An 18,089-nucleotide genomic window follows, 5' to 3' on the forward strand; every position below is an offset into this window, starting at 1 on the left:
GAGTGACCGCAATGCCCAGCCCACTGCGCCCGGAACGACGCCGGTTCCCCCTGCACGTGCACATCAGCGTGATGTTCACCTTTTTGCTGTTGCTCACGGGCGTGGTGCTCGGTCTCTTCAACTATCGCCAGACCACCCAGATCATCTTCGCCAGCAGCGAGAAACTGTTCGACCGCATCGAGCAGGATGTGCGCCTGGACCTGCAGAACACCTATGAGCAGATCCGCCACCTCTTGAGCCTGTTGGCGGACAGCCCCGCAACCCGCACCACCAGCCTCGAAGCCCGCATGGCGCTGCTCAAGCCGTTCAGCCAGGCGCTCACGGACAACCCTGACCTGGCCTCGCTGTACCTGGGTTACGGCAACGGCGATTTCTTCATGGTGCGGCCCCTGCGCACCGACGGGCTTAAGGCCTTGCTCAAGGCGCCGGAGGCGGCCGCCTACCAGGTCTGGAGCATCGAGCGCGACAGCGGCGGCAAGGTCCGCTCGCAATCGCTGTTCGTCGACCGGGCCCTGAACCCGGTCGGCCGCCAGGACAACCCCGACGATCCCTACGACCCCCGCGAACGGGCCTGGTACGTCAGCGCCACGCAGCAGGCCGGGCAGATCACCACCGAGCCCTACGTGTTTTTCTCCACCCGCCACGTCGGCACCACCCTGGCGCGGCGCAGCGGCGGGGACGCCGTGATCGCCGCCGACCTCACGCTGGCGGCGCTCTCGGCGACCTTGAGCAAGCACGTCGTGACGCCTTCCACCCAGGTCGCCCTGTTCGACGCCGCCGGCAACGCCGTGGCCTACCCGGACAGCGCCCGCCTGATCGTCGACGACCGCAGCGCGCGCCTGGCGAAGGCCGCCGACCTGAGCCCGGGCCTGCACGCGCTGCTGAACGGCGGGCAACGGGGCAACCGTCTGGAGGCCGACGGCCGGCAATGGATCGTCGCCCGCAGCCACCTGGCCGAAGGCGGCCCCAATGGCCTGCAACTGGCGTTGCTGGTGCCGGAGGACGAACTGCTGGCCGATGCCTACCGCCTGCGCTGGCAAGGTGCACTGATCACCCTCGCCACGCTTCTGCTGTGCCTGCCGCTGGGCTGGCTGACGTCGCGGATTCTGGTCAAGCCCCTGCATGCGCTGGTCAGGGAGGCCGATGCGATCCGCAGCTTCGATTTCGGCTTCCCCCTGACCCGCCGCTCTCCGGTGCTGGAGGTCGACCAGTTGAGCCTGTCGATGGCGCGCATGAAAGACACGCTGGCCAGCTTCTTCCGCATCACCGACAGCCTGACCGCCGAAACCCGCTTCGCGCCGTTGCTGCAACGGGTGCTGTTCGAGACGGTGCAGATCGCCCAGGCCCAGGGCGGCCTGATTTATCTGCGCGAAAACGACGGCAACCGGATGGAGCCTTCCGGGCTGGTGCTTGACGGGGTCACCCAGCCGCTGGCCAGGTTCGGCATCCTCGGCCGCCAGCTGGACTCGGCCCACAACCCGGCCTGGTTCGCGCAACTGGCCCAAGCCGACAACGTGGTGAGCGACCTGGGGTTCGAGCAGGCCGAAGACCTGCAGAAAGTGCTGCTGGCCATGGCGGCACCGCGGGTGCACCTGATCGGCATCCGCCTGCGCAACCGGCACAACGAGACGGTCGGCCTGCTGGTCCTGCTGGTGAACGATAGCGGCACCGCCGCCGACCGGGAAAAACTGCGGCCCGACCGCATCGCCTTTCTGCAGGCGGTGTCTGGCGCGGCGGCCGTGAGCATCGAAAGCCAGCGTCTGCAGGCGCGCCAGAAACAACTGCTCGACGCCTTCATCCAGTTGCTCGCCAGCGCGATCGACGCCAAGAGCCCCTACACCGGCGGGCACTGCCAGCGCGTGCCGGAGCTGACCCTGATGCTCGCCCACGCCGCCGCGGCGAGCCAAGCGCCGGCGTTCAGCGGGTACCGGCCGAACGAAGACGAGTGGGAAGCGCTGCACATCGCCGCCTGGCTGCACGATTGCGGCAAGGTCACCACGCCCGAATACGTGGTGGACAAGGCCACCAAACTTGAGACCCTGAACGATCGCATCCACGAAATCCGCACCCGCTTCGAGGTGCTCAAGCGCGATGCCTGGATCGCCTATTGGCAGGCCTTGGCCCAGGGCGGCGACGAAGCGCAGCTGGCCGGCCTGCGCGATGCCGCGCTGGCCGGGCTGGATGACGAGTTTGCGTTCGTCGCCCGCTGCAACCTCGGCGCCGAGGCCATGGCCGAAGAAGACCTGGTGCGCCTGGCAAGCATCGCCCGGCGCACCTGGACGCGCACGCTGGATGACCGCCTGGGGGTGTCGTGGGAAGAGAACCGGCGCCAGGAGCGCACGCCGGCGCCGACGCTGCCGGTCAGCGAGCCGCTGCTGGCCGACAAGCCCGAGCACCTGCTCGAACGGTCCGACAGCGAGCTCATCGCCGAAGACAATCCCTGGGGGTTCAAGATGGAAGTGCCGCGCTACAAGTACAACCGCGGCGAACTCTACAACCTGAGCATCCCTCGGGGCACCCTGACCCGCGAAGAACGCTACGTGATCAATCACCACATGGTGCAGACCATCCTGATGCTCAGCCACCTGCCCTTCCCCGGGCACCTGAGCAACATCGCGGAGATCGCCGGCGGCCACCACGAGAAGATGGACGGCACCGGCTACCCGAAACGCCTCAAGCGCGAGGAAATGAGCCTGCCGGCCCGGATGATGGCGATCGCCGACATCTTCGAGGCGCTCACCGCCGCCGACCGGCCCTACAAGAAGGCCAAGAGCCTCAGCGAAGCGCTGGGCATCATGGCCACCATGTGCCGGGAGGCGCACATCGACGCCGACCTGTTCGGGCTGTTCATCGGCGAAGGCATCTACCTGCAATACGCCCGGCGCTTCCTCGATCCCCGGCAGATCGACGCGGTGGATTCCGCCGGCCTGTTGCGCAAGGCCGGCCTGGCGGCCTGATCAGCAGTCGGTCAGGCGCAGGAAAATGTCGGCCAGACGCTCGATGCCGGCCTGATCCGCGACGCCGAAACGCGACAGCTTCGGGCTGTCCAGATCCAGTACGCCGATCAGGCGCCCGTCCTTGACCAGCGGCACCACCAATTCGCTGTTCGACGCGCTGTCGCAGGCGATGTGGCCGGGGAACGCATGGACGTCCTCGACGCGCTGCGTCTGCCGGCTGGCCGCCGCCGTGCCGCACACGCCCCGGCCGAACGGGATCCGCACGCAGGCGATCTGGCCCTGGAACGGGCCGAGCACCAGCTCTTCGTTGCGGTTGAGGTAGAAGCCGGCCCAGTTCAGGTCATCGAGCTGGGTGAACAGGAACGCCGAGAACTGCGCGGCGTTGGCGATGAAATCGCGCTCGTCCGCCAGCAGCGATTCCAGTTGCGCGGCCAACAGGCCGTAGCCTTCAAGACCCTGGCCGCTCTGCTTCAAATCAATCATGCCTTGTGCTCCAACAATTTCAGTCCCACCCAGTAACGGGCGAATTGGTACGCGCAACGTCCGTTGCGGTTGCCGCGGCCGGTGGCCCAGCGCACGGCGAGGATGTCCAGCGCTTCGTCGCGCTGCCAGGCCAGCCCGGCCTTGGCGGCCAGCTGGCCGATCCAGTGCTCGACGACGTTGAGGAAATGTTCCTGGGTGAACGGGTAGAACGACAGCCACAGGCCGAAACGGTCCGACAGGGCGATCTTGTCCTCAACCGCTTCGCTGGGGTGCAGTTCGCCTTCGACGCGTTTCCAGTTTTCGTTGTCGCTTTCCTTTTCCGGCACCAGATGGCGACGGTTGGAGGTGGCGTACAGCAGCACGTTGTCCGGCGCCTGCTCCAGGGAGCCGTCCAGCACACTCTTGAGCACCCGGTAGTCGCCTTCGCCGGCCTCGAACGACAGGTCATCGCAGAACAGCACGAAGCGCTGCGGCAGTTTGGCGATCTGCTCCACCACCCGCGGCAGGTCCGCCAGGTGATCGCGCTCGATCTCGATCAGCCGCAGCCCGGCGCCGGCATGCTCGGCCAACAGCGCCCGCACCAGGGACGACTTGCCGGTGCCGCGCGAACCCCACAGCAGCGCATGGTTGGCGGGCATGCCGTCGAGGAACTGGCGGGTGTTCTGCCCCAGTTGCTCCAGTTGCCGCTCGACCCCGATCAGGTCGGACAGGCGCATGTCGAGGCTGACCTCCAGCGGCAGCAGAAAGCCGCTGCGGCCGTCGCGTTGCCAGCGTGCCGCCAGGCAGGCGCTCCAGTCGATGACGGGGCGCGGCGCCGGCAACAGCGGCTCGATCCGCGCCAGAACCGACTCGGCACGCTCAAGAAAGGCATTCAATCGGGAATCCACGTCTTTTCCTCGGGCTCGTTCACAGAGATGATGACGATGCAGCGATGCGCGTCCTACCACGTTCGACCCCCGCTCCTGACCTTGTCACAAGGCGATTCGGGAACCCCGGTATCCATACATGATCGACTATGCTTGAGCAGCGAAGGGAAACGGAAGTGATTCAACACCCCATGGATATCAAATTCACCCACCGGCTGTCATACAAGCAAGCCAGGCTCACCGTGCTGGTCGGGTTCATTCTGGGCACGCTGCTCAGCCTGCTGCAGATCGGCATCGATTATGCCAGCGAAGACGCCTCCATCAACCGGGAAATCCTGTCGCTGCTGGAAATCAGCCACAACCCGGCGTCGCGCATCGCCTACAACATCGACGCCGAACTGGCCCAGGAGCTCACCCTCGGCCTGCTGCGCTCGCCGGCCATCATCTCCGCGCAGTTGACCGACAACAACGCCAACGTGCTGGCCAGCGTCAAGCGCCCGGAGTTCCAGAGCGGCTACCGGATGGTCAGCGACTTCCTGTTCGGCGCCAAGCGCCGCTTCGAGGACCGTCTCTACCTCGACCACTTGCCCAACGAGTCCCTCGGCACCCTGAGCCTGGAAGTGGACACCTACGCGTTCGGCAGCCGCTTCCTACGCCGGGCCGAAGTCACCCTGCTCAACGGCTTCGCCCGCAGCCTGATCCTGACCGGTATCCTCTTGGCGCTGTTCTACGTGATGCTGACCAAACCGCTGGTGCGGGTGATCCGCGAGCTCAGCGGCCGCGATCCGCGCAGCGCCCAACCCAAGCCGCTCGAATGCCCGAACGGGCACGGCAACGACGAGATCGGCGTGCTGGTCGAGGTCGCCAACCAGCAGTTCGAGAACATCGCCACGGAGATCCAGCAGCGACGCAACGCGGAGAACCGCCTGACCGACTACCTCGCCCAGTTGGAAGACATCGTCTCGGCCCGCACCGCCGAGCTCAAGGCGATCAACAGCCGGCTCAGCCAGTCCAACCAGGAGCTGGAAGTGGCCCGCAGCACGGCGCTGGACATGGCCGAAGCGCGCTCGGCGTTCCTCGCCAACATGAGCCATGAGATCCGCACGCCGCTCAACGGCCTGCTGGGCATGATCGCCCTGTCCCTCGACGGCCCCCTGAGCGCCGAACAGCAACAACAGCTGTCGATCGCCCACGACTCGGGCAAGGTGCTGGTGGAACTGCTCAACGATATCCTCGACCTGTCGAAGTTCGACGCCGGCCAACTGGAGCTGGAGAACATCCCGTTCGACCTCGGCTCGCTGATCGAGGACACCGCCAACCTGCTGTCGCAGAACGCGGCGCCGAGCGTCGAGCTGACCTGCCTGATCGACCCGCACTTCCCCGCGCTGGTGCTGGGCGACCCGACCCGGGTACGGCAGATCGTCAGCAACCTGCTGTCCAACGCCCTCAAGTTCACCCGCTTCGGCCGGGTCGATGTGCGCCTGACCACCCACAAGGACGGCGTGCGTATCGAAGTCTGCGACACCGGCATCGGCATCGCCCGGGAAGCCCAGGTGAAGATCTTCCAGCCGTTCACCCAGGCCGGCGCCGGCATCACCCGGCAGTTCGGCGGCACCGGTCTGGGCCTGGCGCTCACGCACAACCTGTGCGAAGCCATGCAGGGCCGCCTGACGATCAGTTCCGAAGTCGGTTTCGGCAGCCAGTTCTGCGCCGAACTGCCGCTGCCCTGCCACACCCGCGCCGTGGCGCCGGCGCCGCTGCACGGCAAGGTGCTCGCCATCACGGCCGCCAGCAGCGGTCTGGCGGAGCTGCTGAACAACCTGCTGCCGACCTGGGGCCTGGCGTACGAGCGGCGCTCGATCGAGGATTCGCTGCTGGGCCTGTCGCCGGACGTGCTGATCACGGACTGTCCGGAATGCCTGTTCGGCCTGCGCCCTACTCTCAAAGCCCCGATCCTGCTGGTGACCGCCTACGGCAGCTTCATGCCTTCGGAAGAGGCCGCCGCCCTTGCGCCGCTGCAGCAGCAGGGCCGTCCGTTGGCCCGCAATGCGCTGTACCAGACCCTGCGGCGGATCCTGCAGCCGAACGTCGCCACCCTCGACGAGGCCCGCCTGGAGACCCTGCCGACCCAGCGACGCGGCCGCGTGCTGCTGGTGGAGGACAATCCGGTCAACCAATTGGTGGCCAAAGGCATGCTCGGCAAGCTCGGCTGCGATGTCGTGGTGGCCGCCCATGGCGCCGAGGCGCTGGATCAACTGGAGAACGACGCGTTCGACCTGGTGCTGATGGACTGCAACATGCCAGTGATGGACGGCTACGAGGCGAGCCGGCAGATCCGCCGCAGCGGTCGCTGGCCCCATCTGCCGATCGTGGCCCTGACCGCCAACGCCATGTCCGAGGAGCGCGAGCGCTGCCGGGCGGCGGGGATGAGCGACTATCTGGCCAAACCGTTCCGCCGCGAGGAGCTGGCGGCGCTGCTGGACCAGTGGATACCGACTATGACGCCGCTTTGATCAGGCCCAGCAGTCGGTCGAGGCCGTCGCGCAGTTCGCCGAGCCGGTCCAGGTCGACCCCGCTGTCGCACAGCAACCGCGCCTTGAGCGGCCCGACCTGCTCGCGCAGCGCCTGTCCGGACGGCGTCAGGCTCAGGTGCACCTCGCGCTCGTCCCGTGCCGAACGCCGGCGCTGCACCCACTCCAATTGCTCCAGACGCTTGAGCAGCGGGGTCAGCGTGCCGGAGTCCAGCGCCAGGCGCTCGCCCAGCGCCTTGACGGTCGGCTGTTCGGGCGCCTCGTCCTGCCACTCCCACAGCACCAGCATCACCAGGTACTGCGGGTAGGTCAGGCCGAGCTCATCGAGCATCGGCCGGTAGGCGCGGATCACCGCCCGGGAGGCGGCGTACAGCTTGAAGCACAACTGGGTGTCGAGCTTCAGCGCGTCGGCGGGCAAGTCGGTCATTTGAGCAGGTCTTCGATCTCGCGGCGCAGGTCCTGCGGCTTGGTGGCCGGGGCGAAGCGCTTGACCAGGCTGCCGTCCTTGCCGATCAGGAACTTGGTGAAGTTCCATTTGATGCCTTGGGAGCCCAGCACCCCCGGCGCACGCTTCTTGAGCTGCACGAACAACGGGTGCGCAGCGGCGCCGTTGACGTCGATCTTCTTGAACAGCGGGAAACTGACGCCGTAGTTCAGCTCGCAGAACTCGCTGATCGCGCCTTCGTTGCCCGGTTCCTGCTTGCCGAACTGGTTGCACGGGAACCCCAGCACCACCAGGCCGCGATCCCTGTAGCTCTGCCAGAGTTCCTCCAGCCCTTTGTACTGCGGGGTGAACCCGCACTTGCTGGCGGTGTTCACCACCAGCACCGCCTTGCCGGCGAAATCGGCGAGGGTCTTCTGCTCGCCCTTGATGGTGGTGCACGGGATGTTCAGCAGGCTGTCGCTCATGGTGCGCACTCTTGGAAGTTAAGGAGCCATAAAAATAGCGACCAATTAAATTGCGTGCAATTTAATTTACCGAACGGCGACCCGTGGATCGCCGGCGACACCTACCCGCGCGGCACCAGATCCAGGCACACCGAGTTGATGCAGTAACGCAGCCCGGTGGGCGGCGGACCGTCGGGGAACACATGGCCCAGATGCGCGTCGCAGCGGGCGCACTTCACTTCGGTGCGGATCATGCCGTGGCTCAGGTCGCGGATCTCGATCATGGCGCTTTCGCCGATCGGCGCGTAGAAACTCGGCCAGCCGCAACCGGAGTCGAACTTGGTCTGCGAATCGAACAGCGGCTCGTTGCAGCACACGCAATGGTAGACGCCATCGGTCTTGGTGGCGTTGTACTTGCCGGAGAACGGGCGCTCGGTGGCGCTCAGCCGGCACACGTTGAACTGCTCGGGATCGAGCATCGCACGCCATTCCTCCAGGTTTTTTTCGATCTTTTCCATCATCACACCTCAGCGGCTGAAAAAGCCCGATCTGTACCTTTTCCACGGATCGGGCGGCACGTATGATTGCGCCTCGTCACACGCCAGTCTGGCAGCGGGTTCCTGCGCATTCAAACGAATTCCGGAAACCGCCGCCCAGAATGCCTTCCTGTGCGAAGACGCAGGAATCCCAGCCCGGTTGTCCACCCGCCGCCTGGATCGTTCATTTTCGGGATCACATCGCCATGCAGTTCAGCAAATCGAACAAGCTCGCCAACGTCTGCTACGACATTCGCGGCCCGGTGCTCAAGCACGCCAAACGCCTGGAAGAGGAAGGCCACCGCATCCTCAAGCTGAACATCGGCAACCCGGCGCCCTTTGGTTTCGAAGCGCCGGACGAAATCCTCCAGGATGTGATCCGCAACCTGCCGACCGCCCAGGGCTACAGCGACTCCAAAGGCCTGTTCAGCGCGCGCAAGGCCGTCATGCAGTACTACCAGCAGAAGCAGGTCGAAGGCGTCGGCATCGAAGACATCTACCTGGGCAACGGCGTGTCCGAGCTCATCGTGATGTCGCTGCAGGCGCTGCTCAACAACGGCGACGAAGTGCTGGTGCCGGCGCCGGACTACCCGCTGTGGACCGCCGCCGTGAGCCTGGCCGGCGGCAACGCGGTGCATTACCTGTGCGACGAGGGCGCCGACTGGTTCCCGGACCTGGCCGACATCAAGGCCAAGATCACCCCGAACACCAAGGCGATGGTGATCATCAACCCGAACAACCCCACCGGCGCGGTGTATTCGAAGGAAGTGCTGCTGGGCATGCTCGAACTGGCCCGCCAGCACAACCTGGTGGTGTTCTCCGACGAGATCTACGACAAGATCCTCTACGACGACGCCGTGCACATCTGCACCGCTTCGCTGGCGCCGGACCTTTTGTGCCTGACCTTCAACGGTCTGTCCAAGTCGTACCGCGTGGCCGGTTTCCGCTCCGGCTGGATCGCCATTTCCGGGCCGAAACACAACGCTCACAGCTACATCGAAGGCATCGACATGCTGGCCAACATGCGCCTGTGCGCCAACGTGCCGAGCCAGCACGCCATCCAGACCGCCCTGGGCGGCTACCAGAGCATCAACGACCTGGTGCTGCCGCAAGGCCGCCTGCTGGAACAGCGCAACCGCACCTGGGAGCTGCTCAACGACATTCCGGGCGTCAGCTGCGTCAAGCCGATGGGCGCGCTCTACGCGTTCCCCAAGATCGACCCGAAGGTCTGCCCGATCCACAACGACGAGAAGTTCGTCCTCGACCTGCTGCTGTCCGAAAAGCTGCTGGTGGTGCAAGGCACGGCGTTCAACTGGCCGTGGCCTGACCACTTCCGCGTCGTCACCTTGCCGCGGGTCGATGACCTGGACATGGCCATCGGCCGGATCGGCAACTTCCTCAAATCCTACCGCCAGTGACCGGCGGTCCGCTGCGCAACGCGCCGAACGTTGCGCACTGACGGATTCAGCAACACTTCTGCGTCACCCGCCCCGAAACAGCTTCTAGACTTGCGATGCGCACCGGCCATACACGGCCGGTGCCGCGTCGGCGGGTGGCCGTCGTCCGACGCCCCGGTGCCGACGGATGACGGAAAACGCGGCGAACGTCACGGAATCCGCTGTAGGACACAGTTTGAAATAGTCACCCGGTTGAATCGCCAGGTGCCGCACCTTATATACCCCGCAGTACGCTACATCTTTAGCTTGAGGAGATTTCTACAACCATGATGCGCATCCTGCTGTTCTTGGCCACTAACCTGGCGGTCGTGCTGATAGCCAGCATCACCCTGAGCCTGTTCGGCTTCAACGGGTTCATGGCGGCCAACGGGGTTGACCTCAACCTCAATCAGCTGCTGGTCTTCTGTGCCGTCTTTGGTTTCGCCGGCTCCCTGTTCTCGCTGTTCATCTCCAAGTGGATGGCGAAGATGAGCACCGGCACCCAGATCATCAGCCAGCCGCGCACCCGGCACGAGCAATGGCTGCTGCAAACCGTCGAGCAACTGTCCCGGGAAGCCGGGATCAAGATGCCCGAAGTCGGGATCTTCCCGGCCTACGAGGCCAACGCCTTCGCCACCGGCTGGAACAAGAACGACGCACTGGTGGCCGTCAGCCAGGGCCTGCTGGAGCGCTTTTCGCCCGATGAAGTGAAGGCCGTGCTGGCCCACGAGATCGGCCACGTCGCCAACGGCGACATGGTCACCCTGGCGCTGATCCAGGGCGTGGTGAACACCTTCGTGATGTTCTTCGCCCGGATCATCGGCAACTTCGTCGACAAGGTCATCTTCAAGAACGAAGAGGGCCAGGGCATCGCCTACTACGTGGCGACCATCTTCGCCGAACTGGTGCTGGGCATCCTGGCCAGCGCGATCGTGATGTGGTTCTCGCGCAAGCGCGAATACCGTGCCGACGAAGCCGGCGCACGCCTGGCCGGCACCAGCGCGATGATCGGCGCCCTGCAACGCCTGCGCGCCGAACAGGGCCTGCCGGTGCACATGCCCGACACCCTGAACGCGTTCGGCATCAACGGCGGCATCAAGCAGGGCCTGGCCCGCATGTTCATGAGCCACCCGCCGCTGGAAGAACGCATCGACGCCCTGCGCCGTCGCGGTTGATTTCCACGCAACAACAGAAAGGCCCGCAGCGATGCGGGCCTTTTTTTGATACGGTTCATTGGCGTGACCGAACCGGTTTCCTCGTCGAGCCGCGGCCCTGGGCCTGTCCGCTTTCACATGCTTTCTGGTCGACAGATAAAGGCTCGCAGGCTGTAAGGCCGCCATCGCCAGCAGGCTGGCTCCCACAGAGGCGCAAGCACAGACCGGATCCCCCGATTCCCTCAAGAAATCGAAAGACCGGAAACCCGATACACCCGCTCCTCAAGCCGCGTCACCCCGGCCTGCACAAACTTCCAGCTGTCCCCCAGCACGTCCTGCTCCTCCAGCATCCGCACCTGCCACGCGGCACCCAAAAGGCGCTGCACTTCAGCGTCCGCCACCGCAAACGGCGGCCCGGGCATCTGCGCCTGGTCGTAATCCAGCGTGATCAGCAACCCATGCAGGTCCGTAGGCAGAATGACCTGCAGATGCGCCGCATAGCGTTCACGCATCGGCGCAGGCAAGGCAATCAGCGCCGCCCGGTCATACAGCGCGGCGCAGTCCGCCACGTCCTCCGCCGTCAAGGCAAAGAAGTCCCCGCACATCAACTCAATCGCACCGGCCCGGTAGACCTTGAAGGCGCCCTCCTCGCTGACCTGGGGCTGCAACCGCTGCTCGCCGAAAAAGTCCTCGACGGCCTTCTGCGACAACTCCACGCCCAAGACCCGGTGACCGCGCCCGGCCAGCCACAGCAAGTCGAGGCTCTTGCCGCACAAGGGCACCAGCACACGCGCCTGCTGCGGCACGGGCAAACCCGGCCAATGCCGCTGCAGATACGGGTTCACCTGCGACAGATGAAAACCGATCTGATTGGATTCCCACTTCTTGTGCCAAAACTCGGGCTGCATGGATCACTCCCAAAAAATCGATAAGAACGCGTTAAAACTTATATTAGATTTAGATCAATGATCTGAATGAAGATGAGCCCATCTTAACGCTCAGGAACCCCTTCATGTTTCCAAGCCTGTTCATTTCGCACGGCTCGCCCATGCTCGCGCTCGAGCCCGGTGCCAGCGGCCCCGCCCTCGCGCGACTGGCCGCCGATATGCCTCGGCCCAAGGCCATCGTCATCGTTTCCGCCCATTGGGAAAGCCATGAACTGCTGGTCGGCAGCCACCCGCAGCCAGAGACCTGGCATGACTTCGGCGGCTTCCCCCGTGCCCTGTTCGAGGTGCAGTACCCGGCACCGGGCCATCCGCAACTGGCCGGCGAAGTCGCCGAACGGCTGACCGCCAACGGCCTGCCCGCCCGCCTCGACCCGCAACGTCCGTTCGACCATGGCGTGTGGGTGCCGCTGTCGCTGATGTATCCGCAGGCCGACATACCGATCGTGCAGGTGTCGTTGCCCACCCGCGGCGGCCCGGCGCTGCAGACCCGGGTCGGCCAGGCGCTGGCCGGCCTGCGCGCAGAAGGCATCCTGCTGATCGGCTCCGGCAGCATTACCCACAACCTGCGCGAACTGGACTGGCATGCCGGCCCGGACAGCGTCGAACCCTGGGCCCGTGACTTCCGCGACTGGATGATCGACCGACTGGTGGCGGACGACGAGACCGCGCTGCACGACTACCGCCGGCAAGCACCGAATGCGGTGCGCAGCCACCCCAGCGACGAACACCTGCTGCCGCTGTACTTCGCCCGTGGCGCCGCAGGCAAGTTCAGCGTTGCCCATCAGGGCTTCACCATGGGCGCACTGGGCATGGACATCTACCGCTTCGACTGACCGCCCTTCGCGAGCAGGCTCGCGCCTACAGAGGTTCGGGGTGCACGCAGACCCGAACCGCAGGCAAAAAAAAATCCCCGAACCGGTCGGGGATTTTTTTCGCTCGATCAATCAGCCCGCAGGCCGATCAATCTTCGCGGTAGCGACGCAGTTTCAGCTGCTTGCCTGCAACGCGAGTGTCCTTCAGCTTGGCCAGGAGACGATCCAGGCCTTCTTCCGGCAGCTCGACGAGGCTGAAGCTGTCACGCACCTGGATGCGACCGATGGCGTCACGTGCCAGGCCACCTTCGTTGAGGATGGCACCCAGCAGGTTCTTGGCCGCGATACCGTCACGCGCGCCCAGCGCGGTACGGCAACGGGCACGGCCTTCGCCCAGCGGCATCGGCGCACGGCGCTCGCGGTCACCGCGATCCGGACGCTCGCCACGGTCAGGGCGCTCGCCGCGCGGTGCGCTGTTCGGCACCAGCGGACGCTCCTTCTCGATGGCCGCCAGGTTCAGCGCCTGACCGTTGGTGGCCTTGCGCAGCAGGGCGGCAGCGAGGGCACGCGGGCTGCAACCGATGTCGGCGGTCAGACGATCCAGCAGATCGCCGTGAGTCGCTTCGGCATCGGCCACCAGCGGCGCCAGGCTGTTGGTCAGCTTCTTGATGCGGGCATCGAGAATCGCCGGGGCGTCCGGCAGGCGCACTTCGGCCACTTTCTGGCCGGTCACACGCTCGATCACCTGCAGCATGCGGCGCTCGCGCGGCGTCACCAGCAGCAGCGCCCGGCCTTCGCGACCGGCACGGCCGGTACGGCCGATACGGTGCACGTAGGATTCCGGATCGTACGGCATGTCCACGTTGAACACGTGGGTGATGCGCGGCACGTCCAGGCCACGGGCGGCGACGTCGGTGGCGACGACGATGTCCAGGCGGCCGTCCTTGAGCGAGTCGATCACGCGCTCACGTTGGTTCTGGGCGATGTCGCCGTTCAGCGCCGCGGCCTTGTAGCCTTTGGCGTCGAGGGCGCTGGCCAGATCCAGGGTCGCTTGCTTGGTGCGCACGAACATGATCAGGGCGTCGAAGTCTTCCACTTCCAGCAGGCTGAGAACGGCGGAAGTCTTCTGGTCGGCGTGAACCAGCAGGTGGGCCTGCTCGATCGCGGTGACGGTCTGGGTCTTGCTCTGGATCTTGACGTGCTTCGGATCCTTGAGGTGACGCTCGGCGATCGCACGGATCGACTGCGGCAAGGTGGCCGAGAACAGTACGGTCTGGCGGGATTCAGGCATGGCCTTGAAGATGACTTCGAGGTCGTCCATGAAGCCCAGTTTGAGCATTTCGTCCGCTTCGTCGAGAACCAGGTGGTTCACGGTGGCGAGGACTTTTTCGTCGCGACGCAGGTGGTCGCACAGACGGCCCGGGGTGGCGACAACGATTTGTGCGCCGTTCCGGATGGCTTTCAGTTGCGGGCCCATCGGCGCACCGCCGTAGACGGCCACAACAGTCACGCCCGGCATTTGCTTGGCGTAGGTTTCGAAAGCGGTTGCTACTTGCAGCGCCAACTCGCGGGTTGGGGCCAGGATCAGAGCTTGCGGCTCGCGCTTGGACGGATCGATGCGGTGCAGGATAGGCAGGGCAAAGGCAGCGGTCTTGCCGGTGCCGGTTTGCGCCTGGCCAATCATATCGTGACCGGCGAGGATGATCGGGATCGACTGCTGCTGAATGGCCGAAGGCTCTTCATAGCCGGTGGCGACTACTGCAGCGACAATATTGGGATGAAGTTCAAGAGCGGCGAAGCCGCCGATTTCCTGGGTCATGGGTCTGCCTCAAAGTGCATCCGCAAAGACCCATGCTCCAAAGCTGCACATGCCGTGTTGAGACTCAAGAGTCGCCCTGGCAGCTTTGTCGGCGGGGATTTGCGAAAACGAATGGATGGAAAAAAGAGTCGTCAGGAAGAGCCCGCAATGCGGACGAGCAACCGAATCTGACTTCGGGAATGCGCTACCTGGACGAGGCCCTGTTAAAGGCCGGCGCGCACTATACCGGAATTTGCCCAAAAGTGGAGCTTTTTTTGTCGGCCCGACAGGTTTGTCACCGCGATGTAACGGGGTTTTGCGGATAATCCGGCGAAGGTCTATTTTTCCAAAGGCCCGGCCCTGCGGGCGATGACGCTTAAACGATTCATCTACCTGCGGCACGTGGTCGCTGCCCCTCATTTTCCCGTCCGAGGAAATCCCCATGAATCAGCCCGCCGCCGGTCGCGTCAGCCGTGAACGACTCGGACATGTGTACCTGATCGGCCTGGACCGCGCCGCCAAGCGCAATGCCTTCGACCTGAACCTGCTCAATGACCTGAGCCTGGCCTATGGCGAATTCGAGGCCGACAGCGACGCCAGGGTCGCAGTGGTGTTCGGTCACGGCGAGCATTTCACCGCCGGGCTCGACCTGGTCAACGCCAGTGCCACCCTCGCCCAAGGGTGGCAGGTGCCCAGCGGCGGTTGCGATCCGTGGGGCGTGTTCGCCGGCCCCAGGGTCAGCAAACCGGTGATCGTCGCGGCCCAAGGCTACTGCCTGACCATCGGCATCGAGTTGATGCTCGCCGCCGACATCAATCTGTGCGCGAGCAACACCCGGTTCGCCCAGATGGAAGTCCAGCGCGGGATCTTTCCGTTCGGCGGTGCGACGTTGCGCTTTCATCAGGTGGCCGGCTGGGGCAACGCGATGCGCTGGCTGCTGACCGGCGACGAGTTCGATGCCCATGAGGCGTTGCGCCTGGGGCTGGTGCAGGAAGTCATGGCCAGCGAAGACTTGTTGCCCCGGGCCGTCGAACTGGCCGAGCGGATTGCCCGCCAGGCGCCTTTAGGGGTGCAGGCGACGCTGATGTCGGCGCGCCAGGCCCGTTATGAAGGCGAGACGGCGGCGGCCCAAGGATTGCCGCCGCTGGTGAAGAAACTGCTGGCCAGCGAGGATGCACGGGAAGGCGTGCGGTCTTTGGTGGAGCGGCGGGCCGGGGTCTTCAAAGGGGTCTGATAACGCGGCGCCTGTAGATCCGTCATCGCCAGCAGGCTGGCTCCCACAGGGGATCGCGTTTCACGGCCGGGGCCAGCCTGCCCGTGAAGGAACCGCGGCATCCCGCAGGGCTAGGTCGCCGGACGAATCGCGTTGATCAACGACTGCAGCGAATAACCCAGCCTCGGCAACAGCGCTTCGGCCCGTGCGGTCAGCGCCGGCAAGTCCAGTTCCTGGTCAAGGTCCGCCGGGACGATCAGGATCACGTTGCCCTCCTTCACCGGCAGTTCCCAGTAATGCCGGTGATAGAGGCCGCGCAGCAACGCCGCGCCCAACGGCTTGCCGTCATCGGTGGCCCACTGGTTGATCACCAGCCAGCCGCCGGGATTCAGGCGCTTCTGGCAGTCGCCGAGGAAATTCCAGGCCAGGTGCCCGGCGCCGGGGCCCACGTCGGTGTACAGGTCGACGAAGATCAGATCCGCCGGCTCTGCGGTCGGCAACAGTTCAAGGGCATCGCCCACGCGGATGTACAGGCGCGGATCGTCGTCCAGCCCCAGGTATTCGATGGCCAGGCGCGGCACGTCCGGGCGCAACTCGATGGCCTCGACGTCTTCCAGCGGCAAGAACTTCAGGCAGGCCTGGGTCAGCGTCCCCGCGCCCAGCCCCAGAAACAGCGCACTCTCCGGCTGCTCGTGGCACAAGGCGCCGATCAGCATCGCCCGGGTGTAGTCGTACTCCAGCCAGCTCGGGTCGGCGGTGAACACGCAGCTCTGCTCGATGGCGTCGCCGAACTCCAGAAAGCGGTAATCGGCCACTTCCAGCACGCGGATCACGCCAAACTCGTCCTGCACTTCGGCGAGCAACCGCTCGACGCGCTCCTCAGTCATTTCATCTCCTGACGGTCACCGGGCGCGGTGACGCGATGGCACCCGTGCGGCGCCGTGGCAAAGCGGCGATTGTCGGCCAATCGGCAGGAGCAGGTCACGCACTAATTGCTGCTACCATGGGGGTCCGTGCGTAGACCCCTAGAGACCGTGATGAGCCAACACTGGAGCCCTGACAGCTGGCGCGCCCTGCCGATCCAGCAACAACCCCGCTACCCCGACGCCGCGCACCTGCGCCAGGTCGAACAGACCCTGGCCAGCTATCCGCCGCTGGTGTTCGCCGGCGAGGCCCGCGAATTGCGCCGCCAGTTCGCCGAAGTCACCCAGGGCCGGGCGTTCCTGCTCCAGGGCGGCGACTGCGCCGAAAGCTTCGCCGAGTTCTCGGCGGCGAAGATCCGCGACACCTTCAAGGTGCTGCTGCAGATGGCGGTGGTCATGACCTTCGCCGCCGGCTGCCCGGTGGTGAAGGTCGGGCGCATGGCCGGCCAGTTCGCCAAGCCCCGCTCGGCCAACGACGAGACTATCGACGGCGTGACCCTGCCGGCCTACCGCGGCGACATCGTCAATGGCATCGGCTTCGACGCCGCCAGCCGTGTGCCGGATCCCGAGCGCCTGCTGCAGTCCTATCACCAGTCCACCGCGACCCTCAACCTGCTGCGCGCGTTCGCCCAGGGCGGCTTCGCCGACCTGCACCAGGTGCACAAGTGGAACCTGGACTTCATCGCCAATTCGGCGCTGACCGAAAAGTACAGCCACCTGGCCGACCGCATCGACGAGACCCTGGCCTTCATGCGCGCCTGCGGCATGGACAGTTCGCCGCAACTGCGCGAAACCAGTTTCTTCACCGCCCACGAGGCGCTGCTGCTGAACTACGAAGAAGCCTTCGTGCGCCGCGACAGCCTGACCAACGACTATTACGACTGCTCGGCGCACATGCTGTGGATCGGCGACCGCACCCGTCAGCTCGACGGTGCCCACGTCGAGTTCCTGCGCGGGGTGAACAACCCGATCGGGGTCAAGGTCGGCCCGAGCATGGATCCCGACGACCTGATCCGCCTGATCGACGTGCTCAACCCGGACAACGATCCGGGCCGCCTGAACCTGATCGCCCGCATGGGCGCGAACAAGGTCGGCGACCACCTGCCGGCGCTGATCCGCGCCGTGCAGCGTGAGGGCAAGCAGGTGCTGTGGAGCTCCGACCCGATGCACGGCAACACGATCAAGGCCAGCAGCGGCTACAAGACCCGCGACTTCGCGCAGATCCTCGGCGAGGTGAAACAGTTCTTCCAGGTGCACCAGGCCGAAGGCAGCTACGCCGGCGGCATCCACATCGAGATGACCGGGCAGAACGTGACCGAGTGCATCGGCGGTGCACGGCCGATCACCGAGGACGGGCTGTCGGACCGCTACCACACGCATTGCGATCCGCGGATGAATGCCGACCAGTCGCTGGAGCTGGCGTTCCTGATCGCCGAGACGCTGAAGCAGGTGCGCCGGTAAGGGCGAATCGCTCCGATCGCCAACAAGCTGGCCCCTACAGGGGTTCTGTGTCGCGCGCACACCTCATGTGGGAGCCGGTCTGCT

General features: G+C 65.3%; 14 protein-coding genes and 1 pseudogene. 7 read left to right on the forward strand and 8 right to left on the reverse strand.

Features of this window, described 5'->3' with window-relative positions:
* Positions 1-11 precede the first annotated feature (11 nt).
* On the forward strand, positions 12-2,957 hold the full coding sequence (locus tag CAG31_RS02825) for an HD domain-containing phosphohydrolase (protein WP_085577960.1): 2,946 nt from the start codon (positions 12-14) through the stop codon (positions 2,955-2,957).
* Here the strand turns inward: CAG31_RS02825 and CAG31_RS02830 are convergent, their stop codons facing one another.
* Positions 2,958-3,440, reverse strand: a complete 483-nt coding sequence (locus CAG31_RS02830) for a GAF domain-containing protein (RefSeq protein ID WP_085577961.1) — start codon at positions 3,438-3,440, stop codon at positions 2,958-2,960.
* The gene (locus tag CAG31_RS02835) at positions 3,437-4,327 is read right to left on the reverse strand and encodes an ATP-binding protein (RefSeq protein ID WP_085577962.1); all 891 of its coding nucleotides are present in this window, start codon (positions 4,325-4,327) and stop codon (positions 3,437-3,439) included. The genes CAG31_RS02830 and CAG31_RS02835 overlap by 4 nt, the downstream gene beginning before the upstream one ends.
* 170 nt (positions 4,328-4,497) lie before the next feature.
* Between CAG31_RS02835 and CAG31_RS02840 the strand changes: the two genes are divergently transcribed.
* Positions 4,498-6,819 (forward strand): response regulator, encoded by a 2,322-nt coding sequence (locus CAG31_RS02840; RefSeq protein ID WP_085577963.1) that lies wholly within the window; start codon positions 4,498-4,500, stop codon positions 6,817-6,819.
* Here the strand turns inward: CAG31_RS02840 and CAG31_RS02845 are convergent.
* The 3 genes from CAG31_RS02845 to msrB all read right to left on the reverse strand — a co-directional run bounded on the left by CAG31_RS02845 (position 6,803) and on the right by msrB (position 8,243).
* Entirely contained in the window at positions 6,803-7,264 is a 462-nt protein-coding gene (locus CAG31_RS02845; protein ID WP_085577964.1) for a MarR family winged helix-turn-helix transcriptional regulator, read from the reverse strand. The two genes, CAG31_RS02840 and CAG31_RS02845, sit on opposite strands and share 17 nt — an antisense overlap.
* Positions 7,261-7,746: a glutathione peroxidase gene (locus CAG31_RS02850; RefSeq protein WP_085577965.1), complete on the reverse strand. Its 486-nt coding sequence runs from the start codon at positions 7,744-7,746 to the stop codon at positions 7,261-7,263. The genes CAG31_RS02845 and CAG31_RS02850 overlap by 4 nt, the downstream gene beginning before the upstream one ends.
* Before the next feature lie 101 nt (positions 7,747-7,847).
* Entirely contained in the window at positions 7,848-8,243 is a 396-nt protein-coding gene (gene msrB, locus CAG31_RS02855) for a peptide-methionine (R)-S-oxide reductase MsrB (protein ID WP_085578271.1), read from the reverse strand.
* 224 nt (positions 8,244-8,467) lie between these two features.
* Here msrB and CAG31_RS02860 point away from each other — a divergent pair, with 224 nt between their 5' ends.
* Positions 8,468-9,679 (forward strand): pyridoxal phosphate-dependent aminotransferase, encoded by a 1,212-nt coding sequence (locus CAG31_RS02860; RefSeq protein ID WP_007955711.1) that lies wholly within the window; start codon positions 8,468-8,470, stop codon positions 9,677-9,679.
* 305 nt (positions 9,680-9,984) lie between these two features.
* Positions 9,985-10,872, forward strand: coding sequence for a protease HtpX (gene htpX, locus CAG31_RS02865; protein WP_085577966.1), 888 nt, complete (start codon positions 9,985-9,987; stop codon positions 10,870-10,872).
* Between the two features lie 221 nt (positions 10,873-11,093).
* On the opposite strand, the gene CAG31_RS02870 is transcribed toward htpX, so the two are convergent.
* Positions 11,094-11,759, reverse strand: a complete 666-nt coding sequence (locus tag CAG31_RS02870) for a thiopurine S-methyltransferase (RefSeq protein WP_085577967.1) — start codon at positions 11,757-11,759, stop codon at positions 11,094-11,096.
* Positions 11,760-11,863: 104 nt separating this feature from the next.
* Between CAG31_RS02870 and CAG31_RS02875 the strand changes: the two genes are divergently transcribed.
* Positions 11,864-12,631 carry a class III extradiol ring-cleavage dioxygenase gene (locus CAG31_RS02875; RefSeq protein WP_085577968.1) on the forward strand — a complete coding sequence of 256 codons (768 nt, stop codon included), beginning with the start codon at positions 11,864-11,866 and terminating at the stop codon, positions 12,629-12,631.
* 127 nt (positions 12,632-12,758) lie between these two features.
* Here the strand turns inward: CAG31_RS02875 and CAG31_RS02880 are convergent.
* Positions 12,759-14,463: pseudogene (locus CAG31_RS02880) on the reverse strand (DEAD/DEAH box helicase).
* A 387-nt stretch (positions 14,464-14,850) separates the two neighbouring features.
* Between CAG31_RS02880 and CAG31_RS02890 the strand changes: the two are divergent.
* Complete coding sequence (locus tag CAG31_RS02890) at positions 14,851-15,642, forward strand: crotonase/enoyl-CoA hydratase family protein (protein WP_085577970.1); 792 nt, start codon at positions 14,851-14,853, stop codon at positions 15,640-15,642.
* Positions 15,643-15,752: 110 nt separating this feature from the next.
* Here CAG31_RS02890 and CAG31_RS02895 read toward each other — a convergent pair whose 3' ends face one another.
* Complete coding sequence (locus CAG31_RS02895; protein WP_085577971.1) at positions 15,753-16,508, reverse strand: spermidine synthase; 756 nt, start codon at positions 16,506-16,508, stop codon at positions 15,753-15,755.
* Between the two features lie 150 nt (positions 16,509-16,658).
* Here CAG31_RS02895 and CAG31_RS02900 point away from each other — a divergent pair, with 150 nt between their 5' ends.
* Positions 16,659-18,005, forward strand: coding sequence for a class II 3-deoxy-7-phosphoheptulonate synthase (locus tag CAG31_RS02900; protein ID WP_085577972.1), 1,347 nt, complete (start codon positions 16,659-16,661; stop codon positions 18,003-18,005).
* Positions 18,006-18,089: the final 84 nt, after the last annotated feature.

This window comes from Pseudomonas sp. R25(2017), from assembly GCF_002112565.1.
Classification (GTDB): domain Bacteria; phylum Pseudomonadota; class Gammaproteobacteria; order Pseudomonadales; family Pseudomonadaceae; genus Aquipseudomonas; species Aquipseudomonas ekonensis.

Excerpts from the sequence above, each read along its gene's own strand:
- CAG31_RS02825 (WP_085577960.1), top strand. The coding sequence starts at position 12 with ATGCCCAGCCCACTGCGCCCGGAACGACGCCGGTTCCCCCTGCACGTG.
- CAG31_RS02830 (WP_085577961.1), bottom strand. The coding sequence starts at position 3,440 with ATGATTGATTTGAAGCAGAGCGGCCAGGGTCTTGAAGGCTACGGCCTG.
- CAG31_RS02840 (WP_085577963.1), top strand. The coding sequence starts at position 4,498 with ATGGATATCAAATTCACCCACCGGCTGTCATACAAGCAAGCCAGGCTC.
- CAG31_RS02845 (WP_085577964.1), bottom strand. The coding sequence starts at position 7,264 with ATGACCGACTTGCCCGCCGACGCGCTGAAGCTCGACACCCAGTTGTGC.
- CAG31_RS02850 (WP_085577965.1), bottom strand. The coding sequence starts at position 7,746 with ATGAGCGACAGCCTGCTGAACATCCCGTGCACCACCATCAAGGGCGAG.
- msrB (WP_085578271.1), bottom strand. The coding sequence starts at position 8,243 with ATGGAAAAGATCGAAAAAAACCTGGAGGAATGGCGTGCGATGCTCGAT.
- CAG31_RS02860 (WP_007955711.1), top strand. The coding sequence starts at position 8,468 with ATGCAGTTCAGCAAATCGAACAAGCTCGCCAACGTCTGCTACGACATT.
- htpX (WP_085577966.1), top strand. The coding sequence starts at position 9,985 with ATGATGCGCATCCTGCTGTTCTTGGCCACTAACCTGGCGGTCGTGCTG.
- CAG31_RS02870 (WP_085577967.1), bottom strand. The coding sequence starts at position 11,759 with ATGCAGCCCGAGTTTTGGCACAAGAAGTGGGAATCCAATCAGATCGGT.
- CAG31_RS02875 (WP_085577968.1), top strand. The coding sequence starts at position 11,864 with ATGTTTCCAAGCCTGTTCATTTCGCACGGCTCGCCCATGCTCGCGCTC.
- CAG31_RS02890 (WP_085577970.1), top strand. The coding sequence starts at position 14,851 with ATGAATCAGCCCGCCGCCGGTCGCGTCAGCCGTGAACGACTCGGACAT.
- CAG31_RS02895 (WP_085577971.1), bottom strand. The coding sequence starts at position 16,508 with ATGACTGAGGAGCGCGTCGAGCGGTTGCTCGCCGAAGTGCAGGACGAG.
- CAG31_RS02900 (WP_085577972.1), top strand. The coding sequence starts at position 16,659 with ATGAGCCAACACTGGAGCCCTGACAGCTGGCGCGCCCTGCCGATCCAG.